This window comes from Thalassolituus pacificus (assembly GCF_025318105.1).
Lineage (GTDB): Bacteria > Pseudomonadota > Gammaproteobacteria > Pseudomonadales > Oceanobacteraceae > Venatoribacter > Venatoribacter pacificus.
The window spans coordinates 137,073-153,418 of record NZ_JAOANI010000012.1 but is presented as its reverse complement, the minus strand read 5'-3'; the positions used below and the strand labels follow the sequence as shown (position 1 = coordinate 153,418).

15 protein-coding genes are annotated in these 16,346 nt (G+C 52.2%); 4 read left to right on the top strand and 11 right to left on the bottom strand.

All coding sequences use genetic code 11. The annotated features are described in order from the left end of the window. The 11 genes from NYR02_RS03710 to NYR02_RS03660 form a co-directional block, all read right to left on the bottom strand. The gene (locus NYR02_RS03710) at positions 1–1,263 is read right to left on the bottom strand and encodes an SAM-dependent methyltransferase (protein ID WP_260975049.1); all 1,263 of its coding nucleotides are present in this window, start codon (positions 1,261–1,263) and stop codon (positions 1–3) included. After that, the gene (locus NYR02_RS03705; protein WP_260975048.1) at positions 1,260–2,213 is read right to left on the bottom strand and encodes a DUF1365 domain-containing protein; all 954 of its coding nucleotides are present in this window, start codon (positions 2,211–2,213) and stop codon (positions 1,260–1,262) included. Before NYR02_RS03705 ends, NYR02_RS03710 begins: the two co-directional genes overlap by 4 nt. Next, a complete protein-coding gene (locus NYR02_RS03700; protein WP_260975047.1) occupies positions 2,210–3,469 on the bottom strand; it encodes an NAD(P)/FAD-dependent oxidoreductase in 1,260 nt (419 codons plus the stop codon). The genes NYR02_RS03705 and NYR02_RS03700 overlap by 4 nt, the downstream gene beginning before the upstream one ends. Then, positions 3,466–4,284, bottom strand: a complete 819-nt coding sequence (locus tag NYR02_RS03695; protein WP_260975046.1) for an SDR family NAD(P)-dependent oxidoreductase — start codon at positions 4,282–4,284, stop codon at positions 3,466–3,468. The genes NYR02_RS03700 and NYR02_RS03695 overlap by 4 nt, the downstream gene beginning before the upstream one ends. Next, positions 4,281–4,733 (bottom strand): nuclear transport factor 2 family protein, encoded by a 453-nt coding sequence (locus tag NYR02_RS03690; RefSeq protein WP_260975045.1) that lies wholly within the window; start codon positions 4,731–4,733, stop codon positions 4,281–4,283. The genes NYR02_RS03695 and NYR02_RS03690 overlap by 4 nt, the downstream gene beginning before the upstream one ends. Next, positions 4,730–5,719 (bottom strand): acyl-CoA desaturase, encoded by a 990-nt coding sequence (locus NYR02_RS03685; protein WP_260975044.1) that lies wholly within the window; start codon positions 5,717–5,719, stop codon positions 4,730–4,732. Before NYR02_RS03685 ends, NYR02_RS03690 begins: the two co-directional genes overlap by 4 nt. After that, positions 5,709–7,163 (bottom strand): deoxyribodipyrimidine photo-lyase, encoded by a 1,455-nt coding sequence (phrB, locus tag NYR02_RS03680; protein ID WP_260975043.1) that lies wholly within the window; start codon positions 7,161–7,163, stop codon positions 5,709–5,711. The genes NYR02_RS03685 and phrB overlap by 11 nt, the downstream gene beginning before the upstream one ends. Next, complete coding sequence (locus NYR02_RS03675; protein ID WP_260975042.1) at positions 7,160–8,065, bottom strand: MerR family transcriptional regulator; 906 nt, start codon at positions 8,063–8,065, stop codon at positions 7,160–7,162. The genes phrB and NYR02_RS03675 overlap by 4 nt, the downstream gene beginning before the upstream one ends. Beyond that, positions 8,062–9,066: a YbgA family protein gene (locus NYR02_RS03670; protein WP_260975041.1), complete on the bottom strand. Its 1,005-nt coding sequence runs from the start codon at positions 9,064–9,066 to the stop codon at positions 8,062–8,064. Before NYR02_RS03670 ends, NYR02_RS03675 begins: the two co-directional genes overlap by 4 nt. Before the next feature lie 544 nt (positions 9,067–9,610). Beyond that, complete coding sequence (locus tag NYR02_RS03665; protein WP_260975040.1) at positions 9,611–10,003, bottom strand: sirohydrochlorin chelatase; 393 nt, start codon at positions 10,001–10,003, stop codon at positions 9,611–9,613. Further along, positions 10,000–11,010 (bottom strand): NAD(P)/FAD-dependent oxidoreductase, encoded by a 1,011-nt coding sequence (locus tag NYR02_RS03660; RefSeq protein ID WP_260975039.1) that lies wholly within the window; start codon positions 11,008–11,010, stop codon positions 10,000–10,002. The genes NYR02_RS03665 and NYR02_RS03660 overlap by 4 nt, the downstream gene beginning before the upstream one ends. A gap of 166 nt (positions 11,011–11,176) precedes the next feature. Between NYR02_RS03660 and NYR02_RS03655 the strand changes: the two genes are divergently transcribed. From NYR02_RS03655 to NYR02_RS03640, 4 genes are all read left to right on the top strand, one after another. Continuing rightward, positions 11,177–12,946, top strand: a complete 1,770-nt coding sequence (locus NYR02_RS03655; protein ID WP_260975038.1) for an acyl-CoA dehydrogenase C-terminal domain-containing protein — start codon at positions 11,177–11,179, stop codon at positions 12,944–12,946. A 34-nt stretch (positions 12,947–12,980) separates the two neighbouring features. After that, entirely contained in the window at positions 12,981–13,916 is a 936-nt protein-coding gene (locus NYR02_RS03650) for a TIGR01777 family oxidoreductase (RefSeq protein WP_260975037.1), read from the top strand. Between the two features lie 282 nt (positions 13,917–14,198). After that, the gene (locus NYR02_RS03645) at positions 14,199–14,528 is read left to right on the top strand and encodes a hypothetical protein (RefSeq protein WP_260975036.1); all 330 of its coding nucleotides are present in this window, start codon (positions 14,199–14,201) and stop codon (positions 14,526–14,528) included. A gap of 275 nt (positions 14,529–14,803) precedes the next feature. Continuing rightward, the gene (locus NYR02_RS03640; RefSeq protein WP_260975035.1) at positions 14,804–16,330 is read left to right on the top strand and encodes an FMN-binding glutamate synthase family protein; all 1,527 of its coding nucleotides are present in this window, start codon (positions 14,804–14,806) and stop codon (positions 16,328–16,330) included. The last annotated feature ends 16 nt before the right edge of the window (positions 16,331–16,346 follow it).

The window sequence follows — 16,346 nt, the reverse complement described above, 5'->3', positions numbered from 1 at the left end:
TCACTCAGCGTTAACAGCCCCTAATAAAGGAGGGCGACGATTTAATGGTTTGGCAAAAATTAACTGCACATCACCAATCACCCGTTCCGCAAAGCCACCTTCGCAGTAAGCGAAATAAAAATCCCATAAACGGATAAAAGTATCATCATAACCCAGCGCTTTAATCTGCTCTTTATTGCTGAGAAATCGCTGACGCCAGGCGTCCAGTGTGCGGGCATAGTGTGGCGTAATATCTTCCATATGAATCATTTTCATATCACTGGCGCGACTGACCGCCTGGCTGATGGCGGTAACGCAGGGAATGAAGCTGCCTGGGAATATATAACGCTTAATAAAATCGACTTCATTTTTTGCCTGTTCATAGCGCTGGTCGTCGATTGTAATGGCCTGAATCAGGGCGATACCGTCATCTTTCAGCAGGCGGCTACAGGTTTCGATATAGGTATTCAGAAACTGATGACCTACCGCCTCGATCATTTCAATCGACACTAATTTGTCAAACTGACCTTCCAGTGCGCGGTAATCTTTTTTCAGCAGGGTGATTTTATCTTCCAGGCCTTCTTCGCGGACACGACGTTCGGCCCAGGCAAACTGCTCTTCAGAAATGGTGGTGGTCGTGACTTTACAACCGTAGTGTTTGGCGGCATGAATGGCCATGCTGCCCCAGCCGGTACCAATTTCCACCAGATGATCTTCCGCTGTGAGTTGCAGCTTCTGGCAGATACGATCCAGTTTATAAACAGAGGCTTCTTCCATGCTGGATGTTTCTGCAGGAAATATTCCGCTGGAATACATCATGGTCGGATCAAGAAACAGCTCGAACATATCGTTACCCAAATCGTAATGGGCTGCGATATTGCGGCGTGAGCCTTTTTCGGTATTGCGGTTAAGGTAATGAAACCCTTTGAGCAAGACTTTACCGATATTGGCCAGACCACCGTCGATGTTGTCGACCACATCTTTATTGCGTGCCAGAACGCGGATCAGCAGGGGCAGGTTATCGCTGCTCCAGTCGCCGGTCATATACGATTCACCGGCACCCACGCTGCCATTCAGGGCGATATTTCGATAAGCCTCGGCATCGTGTATCTGCAATGAAACATCGTATTCCGGATCGTTGGCATTACCAAAAATATGCTGTTGGCTGCCTTCGTGCAGACGGATACAACCGGTATGCAGATTTTCCAGGGTGCGGAACAGCGCATTACGGCACAGGCGATCCAGCCAGTGCATGTTTTCCGGATTCATGGTCAGGCTTTTCATCGTGGTTGCTCCTGGCCAGAGCTGGCCTCAGACTTGGAATGTATTGAATGATCGGGAGATGACGTTCCCGGGTGGTCGTAAAACGGAGAACGGCGGAGCCAGAGTTTAAGAGCATTCCAGTAAATTCCGGCCATAACTTTCAGTGTCATAAACGGAAAGCGCCACAGTACTTTGCTCATCATGGAGCGGGAAAATTCATGCCTTTCCAGCTTCATGGTGGCATCAAAATCTTTATGACCCTGATTCTCAAGGTTAAACGTATCCATATGAATCAGCAGTTCTTCTCCCGGTTGCTGAATGACCCAGCGGTATTCCATCGACATGGGATTAAACGGCGATACATGGAAGTTCTTATTAAAGCGATATTCGTAGCCGTGAAAGCCTTTAAAAGAAGCGCTGACCAACTGGCGGGATGGCGCAATGCCCTGCTGTTTTTCTGATGAGGCGTTGTCAGCTGTCGCCAGTGTGTAATGAAATCGCTCATCCCAGGGGGTATTGGTTATTTCGGCCAGAATACCTGCAAGGCTGCCATCAGCACGGTAGCCAAAATAAAAACTGACCGGATTAATCAGGTAGCCAAAGCTGCGCAGGTTGGTCAGTAAAGAAACGCGCTCAACACGCTCTCCCAGCTCCTGATAAAAAGTATTCACCAGCAAGCGTTTCAGATCGGAAGCCTGATCACAGATTTTTTGTTCCGCTGCAAAATAGTCATCACGGCAAAAACGAATCAACGCCAGTCCTTTGTGGCCACACTTCCATAATGGGTGCAGTGCCATCACCTGATCAACTTCATCCAGGTCCAGCATGACCATGCAGACGTTATAGCGCAGCTTATTGTCTGCCCGGGTGAAACGGCGATGACGAACCCAGCCGGTATAAACCGCGCTGTGGCGGATCATATCCAGCGATTTTCCGGTCTGTATCGCAGAGTCACCGCGGCTGAATATCATAGAGACACTCCCAGAGACTCGGTTACGCGCAGAGCACTTTTAACACCGTCTTCATGAAAACCGTTAAACCAGTAAGCACCACAGAAATGGCTGCGGTTATTACCGCTGATCTCAGCATGACGTTTTTGTGCAGCCATACCTTCCAGCGTAAACACCGGATGAGCGTAACGGAATGAGCGCAGGATTTTTGTCGGATCTATATCCTGCGTTTTGTTCAGGGTTACGCAGAAATCCACCGGCGCATCATCAAAATTCTGCAGACGGTTCATGTAATAGGTAACCGCGACGGTGTCCTGATTTTTTTGGCCGATGTGGTAGTTCCAGGCGGCCCAGGCTTTTTTACTGCGCGGCAAAATGCTGCTGTCGGTATGCAGGACAACATCATTCATCTTATAAGGTATAGCGCCAAGGATGTCCTGCTCGGTCTGAGTAGGCTGTGCCAGCATTTTCAGCGCCTGATCACTGTGGCAGGCAAAGATAACCTGGGAGAAGCGTTCGGCACCACGCGCTGAATACAGCATGACACCGAGACTGTCGCGTTCCACACGGGTAACTTCAGTGTTCAGATAAATCTGATCTGCGTTGAGATCCTGCTCAATTCGTCTGACATAACTGCGGGAGCCATTACTGATAACACGCCATTGCGGGCGCTCATCCACACTGAGCATGCCGTGGTTATTAAAAAATCGCAGGAAAAAGTACAACGGAAAATCCATCATCATGGCTTCGCTGGCCGACCAGATCGCAGCGCCCATCGGGATAATGTAATAGCGGCGAAAATAGTCGCTGTACCCCTTACGCTCCAGGTAACTGCCCAGAGTTTCGCTGTTGCTGACCGTTCCGGATTCCAGTTCAGCTCGGGTTTCTTTATTAAATTTCAGAATGTCACGGATCATCCACAGAAAGCGGAAATTAAAGATATTTTTTCGTTGGGCAAACAGGGAATCCAGCGTATGGCCATTATATTCTATGCCTGATAGCTCACATTTAACGCTGAAGCTCATGTCGGAATCTTCTGCAGCAACTCCCAACCGATCCATCAGTCGAATAAAATTCGGGTAAGTCCAGTCGTTAAAAACAATAAAGCCGCTGTTCACCGGATACGTTTTACCGTCAACGTCAATATCATTGGTCTGAGTGTGACCACCCAGGTAATCGCCAGCTTCATAAAGGTGAACGTCGTACTTTTCACGCAACAGCCAGGCCGAGGTCAGACCGGAAATTCCAGAACCAATAATTGCAATACGTTCTTTCATGAGTGACGGTCTCCGGTTTCCGGCTGTTGGTTATTACGTGCCATGGCACTGGTGATTTTCAAACGCAGGCTGGCGGGTAGTGCGCCAATTACCCGCAGTATCAGGGTGAACAGGAAAGGGAAACGAATTTCCAGCTGCCGTTTTTTCAGACCGTGAACAATAATGTCTGCGGCTTTCCCGGCATCGATTTTTCCCGGCATAGGGAAATCATTACGGTCGGTCAGCGGCGTCTGAACAAAGCCCGGAGATATAATGCCGACATCAATGCCTTTGTGTTTCAGGTCTGCTTGCATGCATTCGAGAAAATGGCGAACAGCGGCTTTGCTGGCGCCGTAGGCCTGGGCACGCGGCATTGCCAGCCAGGTCACACTGCTGCTCATGCCAGCAATGTAGCCACGCTTACTTTCCTGCAACAGTGGCAGGGCTGCTTCAACGGTATTAATCAGACCGAAAAAGTTGGTTTCATGAACACGCCGGATTAATGCCGAATCAAAGTGATCAACATCGACATATTCACAGGTTCCGGCATTGGCTATTAATGTATCAATATGACCGAATTGCGCTTTAATGGCCGCTGCCGCCGCCAGCATCTGTGACGCATTGGTAATATCCGCAACCTGGATACTGACATTGTTGTAGTTTTCCGCTAGTTGCTGCAGTGCCTCGGCATTACGGGCACTGATAATCAGATGGCGGCATTCAGCCTGTAATGCATGCACCAGCGCTTCGCCAATGCCGCTGGAGGCACCGGTCAGCCAGATAACCTGTTGTGAAAATGGCAGTGACTTGTCACTGTTTGGCCAGGAAGAGGTCATTGCATACGCTCCTTCAGCTTACGGATAGCCCAGCCAAAGACCGGCAGGTGTTCGTACAGCATGGCGCCGGCGTCGAAAAAGTCGCGATGGTAAACAATGCGATCTTTTTCCCAGCGCAGTTCACTGCAACCTTCAATGCTGATTAACTCACCGTTACGCAGGCGCGGGTGGCGGAAATTCATGGTCCAGCGCAACATGCTGCGCTCGTCCTGATGCCAGTTGCTGGTGAAAATAAAATCGATATGGTTAACGTTGCTGTACATGCCGATAAAATAGTCGGTCAGTGCACTGATGCCTTTAACCTCATGGAAAGGATCACAGAACACGATATTATCGGCATAGCAGGTACTTAACAGGTTGCGTGAAACGGTATCGCGGTTAAGACCGTGATAAAGCGCCTGAAAGCGTTCTGCTTTGCTGCTGTCAGCAACGGCGAGAAGTGTATTCACGACGATTTCTCCACAGGCTGTTTCAGGGTTAACTGGCGTCCTTCTGCCAGTACATGACGAGGCACAGGATTAAGTTCGCGTACGATACCAACCCAACTCATGGCCTTAAGAATCAAATAGGTGATATCCAGCTCCCACCAATAAAACCCCTGGCGGGCAGAAACTGCCCAGCGGTGATGGTTGTTATGCCAGCCTTCACCCAACGTCAGCAGCGCCAGAAAGGCGTTGTTGCGGCTTTCGTCTTTGGTCGGGAAACGTTTTTTGCCCCAGATATGCCCCAGAGAATTGATCGTAACGGTCGAATGAAACAGCAATACCGTAGAAATAAAGAAGCCCCAGACAACTAACTGCAAACCATTGGTATTTAACTGCGGTGCCGAAGCCTCCAGCCATTCACCACCAATATAAAGAAGAACAATAAGTAATAACGGTGCAAAGCTGTCGTAACGATCAAGCCAGCGTAATTCCGGGAAGCGGGTGAAATCTTTAATGCGCTGATGCTGGGTACGAAATGATGCATCGCAGGTAAACCAGCCAGCATGACTCCACCAAAAACCACGTTTTACCGGTGAGTGCAGATCCTCGTCGGTATCGGCGTGCTGGTGATGAGCACGGTGATGAGCGGCCCACCACAGCGGTCCGCGTTGCGCTGCCATATTTCCCAACAGGGCAAAAATAAATTGCCAGAAACGATTGGTTTTGTAAGCGCGGTGGGAAAAATAACGATGATAGAACGCGGTAATAGCAAATAACCGCAGCCAGTACAGGCCAAAGCAGAAAGCTACCGCGGTGGCGCTGACAGGCAGAAAAAAAGCCAGCAAACAAAGAAGATGCAGCACAATAAATGGCATCACTCTCAGCCAGTTAAATTCTGTACTGCTCATGTCTTCATGACTGCCGATGTCGGAATCAATCCAGCGCAGTATATTGCGTAGCAACCGCCTGGTGGGCGTAAGCCCTGAGGATGATGCGTCCTTATTCGTCATTGTTCTCTCCGGCGTTGGCCGTGGTTAACGTCTGTTTAAAAGCATCCAGTGCCCGCTGGCGGGCGAATTTATGTTCCACTATCGGTGTTTCATAACCGCAGCGCTGACGCTGTAAATTGTCAGGCTGGTGGCGGGCAGCCGCGGGTAATTCAGCCAGCTGTGGAAGGTAGCGGGCAATAAATTCACCGTCGGCATCAAAACGTTGTGATTGTGTGGTTGGATTAAAAATCCGGAAATAAGGCACGCCGTCGGCACCGGTTGATGCGCTCCACTGCCAGCCACCATTATTGGAAGCGAGATCGGCATCCAGCAGCCAGTGGTTAAAAAAAGCTTCGCCTTTACGCCAGTCAATCAGCAGATGTTTGGTTAAAAACATGGCACTGATCATGCGCAGACGGTTGTGCATCCAACCTTCTGCCACGAGTTGTTTTTGCGCAGCATCGACAATCGGATAACCGGTACGACCTTCGCACCAGGCTTTAAAATCAGACTCGCTGTTGCGCCATGGAACCTGCTCGGTATCGGGTTTAAAGGCTTTGTGTTTGCACAGTTGTGGAAACGCGACCAGCAGATGGCGATAGAATTCCCGCCAGATTAATTCGCTGATCCAGGTATCGAATCCGGGGGTATTACCGGTTAATTGCCCTTTGTTATGGCTGAGAGCCACATGCAGGCATTGACGCGGTGAAATCATTCCCAGAGATAAATAAACAGACAGACGGCTGGTCGCATCTTCGGCGGGCAGATCGCGTAATTCTTTATAGGCGCGGCCACGCTCCTCAGCAAACTGATTAAGGCGCTGGTGCGCTTCGTCTTCGCTGGCAGGCCAGAGTTCGTCGGCCACAGTGTTTGTGGCGGGAATATTTCCCTGCAGACCGGCAAGCCCGGCTAATGCGTTCTGAATAGCCGGGTCGCGTGGCTGCGGCTGAGGCAGTGGTGCGCCAATGCGTCCATCGGCCTGTTGTATCCAGGCACGTTTAAAGGGGGTAAATACCTTGAAGGGTAAATCCTGTTTGGTGCGCACTTCACCCGGAGGCACCATGCATTGATCGTGAAATTTATAAACCGATATCTGCTGCTCGCGGCACCAGCGGCTGAATTCAATATCGCGCCGGCGCTCATTCACTTCGTATTCGATATTAAAAGCAACCGAGCGGATATTCAGTTGAATAATAATGCGCTGCAGGGTCTGGTTGCAGTCAGCAAAGGTGTCTGCCGGAATAATAAGCAGGGGGATGTGCAGCTGCTTAAGTTCCGTTTTTAATGCCTGCATCGCGTTTTCGAGCAATTGCATTTTCCGCTCGCCCAGCCCGTGCTGTTGCCATTGCTGGCGGGTAACAAATACCACGCCGATAACGCTGTCCTGCGAATTTTTACAGGCATGCCACAGCGCCGGATTATCACGGCTGCGTAAATCGCTGCGGAACCAGACTAACTGAGTCAATGGAAACCTCCGGTGTGCGGATTAGGCGTGACGGCATTCTGTTCTGCGATGCCGGTAATAAAGGTACGCACTTGTTTGGATAACTGATCCGGCAGGGCAATTAATGTTGCGTCAGATGTATCGGTAACGGGCACCGCACCGGAAATAAAATGGGGCAGGCGACATTGTTCAAAATATTCCTGCCATTGTTGTTGCTGTGCCGGATTCAGCGGATGGAAATGGACCCACACATTGGCGGCAGGAATCATTGCCAGTGTCAGTTGCAGATCGGCCGGGGTTGAGTTTGGGCCAAAATATTCAACGCGGAATTCGGCGGCACCGAGGGCGCAGGCACAGGCCAGTGCGTCAATTTCGGCGTGCTCATGATTGGTGACCAGTAATAATACCGGCCCTTTGTTATGTCGCTGCTGTTGCAGCAGCATGGCGCCGAATTTACGCTTCAGCAGATGTTCCAGCGCGTGAATAACAATGGGGGGAGTACTGCTGCTGCGCAGAAAATTAAGCACCGGTAACAGGCAGCGCTCATAATAAACCGCCAGCGGATAGCTGGAAAAACCGGCGTTCCAGAGTTCATCCAGATGCTGAGTATTCAGGCGCTGGGCTGCACGAATGACCTGTTGCTGTTGTTCAAGCCAGTCATCACTGTTGTTTTCGGCACTTTCCGGCCCGTCTTTCAGCAGCAGCTTTACCTGACGGATAGGGTAGCCCTGATCCAGCCAGTAAAGGATGTGACGCACATGCTGAATATGCTCTTCGGTATAAAAGCGGTGGCCTTTCTCGGTACGCTCCGGTTGGATTATACCGTAGCGTCTTTCCCAGGCACGCAGAGTCACCGGGTTAACTCCGGTGATGCGCGCAAACTCGCGGATAGGGTAAGTTCCGCTGTCGTCAAGCCGGTTCATAAGGTGTTCCGTAATCCCAGTTCATAGGGATGCGGATTAAGATAGACCTGCTGACAGGCGTACTGATTAACATCGCCATGATGATTCAGATGATGTTTTAACAAGGTCAGAGGCACGACAAGAGGCACAATCCCCAGACGGTACTGGTCAATGATTTCGCTCAGCTCGGCTTTATCGCCGGCGGAAATGAGCTGTTTTAAATAGCCTTGCAGGTGCATCAGGGTATTGGTGTGCATTTTACGGCTGGCAGGCTTGGCAAGGGCGGTCATCAGCTGGACAAAATAATTGTTGGCCAGGGTGTCGAGGTTACCGTCCCGCAGGTTGGCCAGCAGACGCCCCATACTTTTGTAATGCAGCGAGCTGTGCGCCATCACCAGATATTTGTAGCGCGAGTGGAAATTAATCAGCCCTTTACGGTCGATGCCAGCGGCCTGAAATTGTTGCCAGTCATGATAGGCAAAGACACGGGTCATAAAGTTTTCACGCAGAGCGGCATCGTTCAGCCGCCCGGCTTCCTCAACCGGTAACAGCGGCTGGGCTTTGCAGAACGCGTCGGCGTAAATGCCGCGGGTGCTGCCTTCAGGATGACCGTTGGCCAGATAGCGTTTGACGCCAAATACGCCGCAGCTGGGACTCTTTTGCATGAAAATGTAGCCGCACAAGTGCTGTTGCTGTTGTGCCTGGCGGGCACCGTATTCTGCCAGCGCATCGGTAACATCGATGCTGCTGTCGACCACTCCCAGCGCGCGCACGTTTTCATCGGCGGAATTCTGGCTGACCAGGCGGATAGGCTCGCGTGGCGTGCCCATACCAATGGCCACTTCCGGACAAATGGATACAAAGTCGAAATACTGACTCAGCGTGTCGGTGCAGAAGCGCGAGCGCTTGTGTGAACCGTTAAAACGTACCGCTTGACCCATCAGGCAGGCACTGATGCCAACCGGAATACGGTTAAGGCCAGTGGTGTTGCGTGTGGTCTTTAAGGGATGCTGCTGAGCCATATGTATAACCTATGCATCGTTTGTTGTATAAGTTTATTCTGGCGCTAACAAGTTCTACAAGTCAATCATCTTTGTACAATATTTCTTGGTTTTGTATAAGGTTCTGATTTTAAAGAAATCTTTACGCCACCGGTGATAAGCCGGTGGGCATGATCCCGGACTGCAGATGCATTATTCGCCAGTGAATAAAACACCATAGTGCAAAACCGGGGCTACCGTCGGGCGCCGGAAGCAGCGCTGAAAGGTGGCCGCGGATGTTGCGGGGCAAGTGGCTGTGCTGCGGATAAGCCGTTTTATCGGGGTTATGGATAGGGGCAAGGCAGGGTCAAAAAATAGTGGCAATGAACAGGCTCGTTGAGCAGGGACGATTAACAGGAGCGGGGAGGTATACAGAAAGGAGCGAGAAGACGGGATAGCAGGTCGTACAACGAATCGCTGAGCCAATTGCGGAGGCGTTCGCCGGAGTACGCTGAGGCAGAGTATTCCGCGGTATCAGCAGCATCAGCAGGCAGCGGTGTTATCCGATCCTGCTGATGATGCAGGGTTACTGCAGTTGTCGCACAACCACCTGACTGATCGCATTGGCGACTTCAGGCTCCAGGCCGATGGGAGTGTGTAAGTGGATACTTACTTCGATGCCCTGCTGTTGCAACTGTTGCTGCAGTTCTTCAAGCATTGCCGGTACGTCTTTACGCAAATGGCGGCCAGCGGCAAAGAACAGAGGCAGTACATCAATCTGGCGATAGCCGTCAGCGGCCAGGCGCTGTACCTGGCTTTGCAGTGACGGCTCTGCCAGTTCCATGTAAGCCAGCTCTACCCGCGCCTGCGGGTTGGTCAGGCTGTCGCGAATGCGCTGCAATAACTGATCGAATGGCGCCAGCCAGTGCGGATCGCTGCTGCCATGGGCGAGCAAAATCGAAGCGTTTTTTAAGGTCATAGTGGTTCTTCTGCCATATTCGGGAGTGTGGTCAGTAACGTACGTGCAGCCTGTTGGCCGCTCAGCCAGGCACCTTCAAGGCTGGGGCTGTGGCACCAGTCGCCACAGACAACCAGATGCTGGCTGATGTCACTCAAAGCGCCCAGTGTAAGGCTATTGGCCGGTATTGCGTACAACCAGCGGTGCAGCCACAGGGTGTCGGGTTGTTGCTGTGGTTGTTGCAGTGCCGCAAAGAAAGCGCTCAGCAGTTCCTGTTGCACCTGCTCACGCGGAGCATCGACCTGCTGGCGGCTCCATTCATGACTGGCCTGAATCACCCAGGCCTCTTTTTTATCCCGACCGGGTTTGCTGTTGTTACGCGCAATCCAGCTCAGCGGACCTTGTTTAACAAAAACGGCATCCGCAGCACTGCTCATCGCTTCCGGCAGTGTCAGCAGCAGTGTCCAGCAGGGCAACATATCCACTTCTTCGCATTGAGCCGCCAGTTGTGGCGCGGCACTCAGGAGCGGTATGGCCTGCTGCGGCGGGGTGTTGATCAGCAGGCCGTCGAATGGGCCGAATGTCTTACCATCATCGCTGCTCAGTGACCATTCACGTGCGCTTGCCTCGCGGCTGGCGCTGATAATGCGGGTGCTGGCGACAAAAGCCGCCGCAGGTTCCAGCAATGAGCGGCTGAGGCCGGTCATACGTGGCATGCCGACATAACGTTGCACATTATCCGGCGAAGGATGCAGGCCATTGGCATCGGCAGTCCAGGGGGTAATGTTCCATTCGTCAACCCAGCCGTATTGTTGCCACTGCTGCAGTTGCGCGGTAAAGGCGGCACTGTGAGCACGGATAAACTGCGCGCCCATATCCCAGCTGGCGTCATCAACCTTTTTACTGGCCATGCGCCCGCCTGAGCCACGGCTTTTATCGAACACCGTGACCTCATGGCCTTGTTCCGCAAGATATTGCAGAGCGCTCAGGCCAGCCATGCCGGCGCCAATGATTGCTATGTGGGCCATATAAAATCCTTATCGCCTTTGTACAAGTTTCCCATTGTAGCGCTTTTCCTTGTGATGTATAACTATTGCATAGCTTTGAAAATGCTTTGCATCGATTTTTGATGCCTTGCGCGGCTTTATCAAAATTAACTGCCGTTATCGGCCCGTTGAACAATGAGGATACCCCATGAGTTATCAGGCTCCCCTGCGTGACATGCAATTTGTGTTATATGAACTGTTGAAAGGTGACGAAATTTTACCGGCATTGCCAGGCTATGAAGACGCCACCCGCGACATCATGGACGCCATGCTGACCGAGGGCGCGAAGCTGGCACAGAATGTTATTGCGCCAACCAACACCAACGGTGATCGCCAGGGTTGTCATTACGACCCGGAAAGCAAAAACGTCACCACGCCCGATGGTTTTAAAGAAGCCTACAAGCAGTTTGCTGAAGCGGGCTGGACCGCGTTGTCTGCGCCGGTGGAATATGGCGGTCAGGGTATGCCACATACGCTGAATACGCTGGCTGAAGAGATGATGTGTTCAGCCAACCTGTCGCTGGGTATGTATCCGGGCCTGACCCACGGTGCTGTTAATGCGCTGATTGGTTACGGCACCAACGAGCAGAAAGACTACTTCCTGCCACGTCTGATCAGCGGTGAGTGGACCGGCACCATGTGTCTGACCGAACCGCATTGTGGTACCGACCTGGGTCTGATCCGTACTAAAGCGGAACCGCAGGCCGATGGTTCTTACGCTATTTCCGGTACCAAAATCTGGATTACCGGCGGTGAGCATGATCTGGTGGATAACATCATCCACCTGGTGCTGGCCAAACTGCCGGATGCACCGGGCGGTTCCAAAGGTATCTCACTGTTTCTGGTGCCTAAGGTACTGGAAGATGGCAGCCGTAACCCGGCGTTTTGTGGCGGCCTGGAACACAAAATGGGTATCAAGGGTTCTGCAACCTGTGTGATGAACTTTGAAGAAGCCAAAGGCTGGCTGATTGGCGAGCCGCACAAAGGTCTGCAGGCGATGTTCGTGATGATGAACAGTGCGCGTCTGATGGTCGGTCTGCAGGGGCTGGGGGTTGCTGAAGCGGCTTATCAGGTTTCTTTAGGCTTTGCCAAAGACCGTCTGCAGAGTCGCTCGCTGGCGGGCCCACAGGCACCCGACAAGCCTGCAGATCCGATCATCGTGCACCCGGATGTACGCCGTATGCTGCTGCGTCAGAAAGCCACCATTGAAGGCAGCCGTGCACTGGCGTACTTCACTGCGTTGAATCTGGATATCGCACACACCGCAGAAGATCCGGCCGAACGTGAACATGCCGATGATATGGTGCAGTTGCTGACACCGGTGGTAAAAGCCTTCCTCACCGATGAAGGATTTTTCTGTGCCAATGATGGTCTGCAGTTAATGGGTGGCTCAGGCTTTACCCAGGATTGGCCACTCGAGCAGCTGGTGCGTGATGCCCGTATTACCCGTATCTACGAAGGTACCAACGGCATTCAGGCGCTGGATCTGGTGGGCCGTAAAATCGGCATGAACGGCGGTCGGGCGCTGAAGCGTTTCTTCGCCATGCTTGACGGTTTCATCAACGACAACCCGCAGGCTCCGAACCTGCCACAGCTGAAAGCCGCCATTGCCCGGTTGCAGAAAGCCACCATGTGGCTGATGCAGAATGGTATGAGTGACCGTGAGCAGGCAGGTTCTGCGGCCACGCCGTACCTGCGCTTGTTTGCGCTGACGGCGGTGGGTTATTTCTGGAGCCGTATGGCGTTGACCGCACAGCAGCAGCTGGATGCCGGATCGAGTGAAACCGACTTCTATCAGGCGAAAGTTCATAGTGCGCGTTTCTATATGGACAAACTGCTGCCACAAACCGAAGCTCTGCTGACAGAAATTGAAGCCGGTAAAGACAGCCTGATGGAGATGGCCGTCGGCCAGTTCTGAGTCGCTCAGGCGAACCACCGGTAAGGAGAAAACGATGACAGAACAACGCATTCTGATTACCGGCGGTTCCGGCTTTATAGGTCAGGCCCTGATCAACCGCTGGCTGGCACAAGGCGCTGCTGTTACCGTGCTCAGCCGCCGCCCGGCCTGGGTGCAGCGGCGCTGGGGCGGCGTAGTGAAGGCGGTATCGGGGTTTGAGCAGCTCAGCGGTCAGTTTGATGTGTTAATCAATCTGGCCGGTGAGGGCATTGCCGATAAGCGCTGGACGCGTGCGCGCAAGCAGGCGCTGCAGGACAGCCGTATTGCCCTGACCCGCGATCTGGCAGCCTGGGCCAGCCGCAGTGGCCAGCGTTTCCGCGTGGTGCTCAGTGGTTCAGCCATTGGTTATTACGGCGGATATTCTGGTGCCGATGACACGCCACACGGCGAACTGGATGCGCAGGGGAAAGACTTCGCGGCGCAGCTTTGTGCCGATTGGGAAGCGGCGGCAGAACCTCTGCAGCCGTTAACCGAGCGTTTTCTGATTCTGCGCACCGGCGTTGTGTTGGGAGTGCATGGTGGCATGCTGAAACGTCTTTGGCTGCCGTTCAGTCTTGGTCTGGGGGGCGTGATCGGTGATGGGCAGCAGAATCTGTCGTGGATTCACTTGCAGGACTACTGTCGTGCGGTCGATTTTTTACTCAGCCACAGTAACAGCAACAGCGCTGATAAGACCGTAAACGGTGTCATCAATATGACGGCACCACATCCTGTGACCAATCACGACTTTACTCAGAGCCTGGCGCGACAGCTGCAACGCCCTGCACTGTTTCCGATGCCGGTATTTATCGCAAAACTGCTGTTTGGTGAAATGAGTGATCTGTTACTGAAAGGCCAGGATGTCCGGCCGCAGCGGCTGCAGACACTGAATTTCAACTATGACTTTGCAGACATTGATACCGCGCTGAAAGACATTGTGCAGCACTGGTAAGTAACAACATGCGCAGTTATCTGCGCGTGCCGGAATCCGGCAGAACAGCGCCGGATTTCCTCCTTTGTAATATTCTGTTTGTATCCTGTAACACAGCAAAAGTTTGACGCCTGACTTTCCTATCAATTCTTTCCATCTGCAGGTAAACAACGTCGTTTTTTAACTGAAAAATGACACTTACAAAATATCTGTAGATTTGTGTTATTCCGCATTGCGGTGACATCTTGCGGCGACTAAACCTAAAGGTAACTCGCCAGTCACCGATATAGGTTTAATTTATTCATGAGTATCAGCCGCCAAACACTCGATCAATATTTGTACGAATTCGATCAGGCGTATCGTGTAACCTACGTGAACTATTCACGGGCTAACGAGCTGACCGATGCCCAACTTATTCTCACACTGGAACGTGGCTGTGAACGTAAAACCTTTGCTTTTTCTCAGCCTCATTTTAACGATGTCGATAAGAACCTGATTGCCTGCCACGGCCTGTATATCGCCGCAATCAAAAGTTCACCGCTTTCCCCTAACCGGGTAGAAGTGGGGGATATGGAAGGTGGTTTCTCTTATTTCACGGCCAAAAACGTTAAGAATATTACACCGACGGCGTAAGCCTGCGGTACGGATACCGTCAGCCAGGAGGCGGGCAGAAACATCCTGGCACAATTTACTGAAGCACCCTGAACCTCATTGATCACAGCACCCGATCAAACTTCGTTCTCCGAGCAGCCTGGCTGCTCTTTTTTTTGCCTGGCCGTTTTGTGCCGTCAATTCTGATCCTTCTGTGCATCACAGCGTTTTGTTTGTCAGTAATGACAGCTAAACCTCCAGCCTCTAAGCTGTGGGCTGTTTCTGAGCTGGCTCAGCTCAATCGCCGGAGATGTCTGATGTCTGATGAAGTATTTTTGATTGCTGCTTATGGTGTGATTGTTTTAGTCGGCCTGTTGGGGCTGGTGGCACTGGTCGTGGTTGGCTGGATATTGGTGGCCTACATCGTGGATATTACCCAGACCCGCCATACCGTTCGCCGTAACTTTCCGGTGATTGGCCGTTTCCGTTACTTCTTTGAGCATCTTGGGGAATTTTTTCGCCAGTATTTTTTTGCACAGGATCGCGAAGAATTACCGTTTAATCGCGCCGAGCGTGCCTGGGTTTATCGCGCCGCTAAAAAAGAAAACACCACCATTGCCTTTGGATCGACCCGCCGACTGGATGTGCCCGGCACTGTTTTGTTTGTGAACAGTGCTTTTCCGGCACTGAAGCAGAATTTTGCCGATACCGGCCCGATTACTCTGGGTGAGCATTGCCGTACGCCTTATACCACCTCATCGCTGATCAATATTTCCGGTATGAGTTTTGGTGCCATTTCGCGCCCGGCGGTTTTGGCCTTGTCGAAAGGTGCTAAGTTGGCCGGTTGTTGGATGAATACCGGCGAGGGTGGTTTATCGCCGTATCATCTGGAAGGCGGGGCTGACATCGTCTTCCAGATCGGCACGGCAAAATACGGCGTGCGTAATGAATTCGGTGAGCTGGACGAAGAGAAACTGCATGCCATTGCCGCTCACGAACAAGTGCGGATGTTTGAAATTAAACTCAGTCAGGGGGCAAAACCGGGTAAGGGCGGTATTTTACCGGGCGAAAAAGTTACCGCCGAGATTGCGGCTATCCGCCACATTCCGGCCGGTGAAGATTCCATTTCTCCCAATGGTCATCCGGAAGTCCGCTCGGTGGATGATCTGCTGGATATGATTGCTCAGGTCAGAGCGATTACCGGTAAGCCCGTGGGCTTTAAAGCGGTGCTGGGCGACATTGGCTGGATTCGTGATTTATGCCGCGCTATTCATGTTCGTGGAACCGAATCGGCGCCGGATTTTATTACGCTGGACGGTGCCGAAGGTGGCACCGGTGCGGCACCGCAATCGTTAATGGATTATATGGGCCTGCCGCTGGCACAGGCATTGCCGATGCTGGTGGATGTGCTGGATGAATATCACCTGCGGCCGCGTATCCGCGTGGTGGCGTCGGGTAAATTGATTACCCCTGACCGGGTGGCCTGGGCACTGTGCGTGGGGGCTGATTTTGTTACCAGTGCGCGCGGGTTTATGTTTGCTCTGGGTTGTATTCAGGCGCTGCAGTGCAATAAAAATACCTGTCCGACCGGGATCACCACGCATAATCCACGCTTGCAGCGCGGACTGGTACCAACGGATAAAGCCGCGCGTGTTGCGCACTTTGTGGAAATTCTGAATCAGGAAGTCGGTATTATTGCCCACTCCTGTGGCGTCGATGAGCCGCGCAAATTAACCCGTCATCACGCGCGTATGGTGCAGCCGAATGGTGAAGCAAAATACCTGTCGGAATTATACGGCAGCGATCAGTTTCATCCCGGCACCGAATTGGTATTTGATGAATAAGACTTTGCTTAAAGGC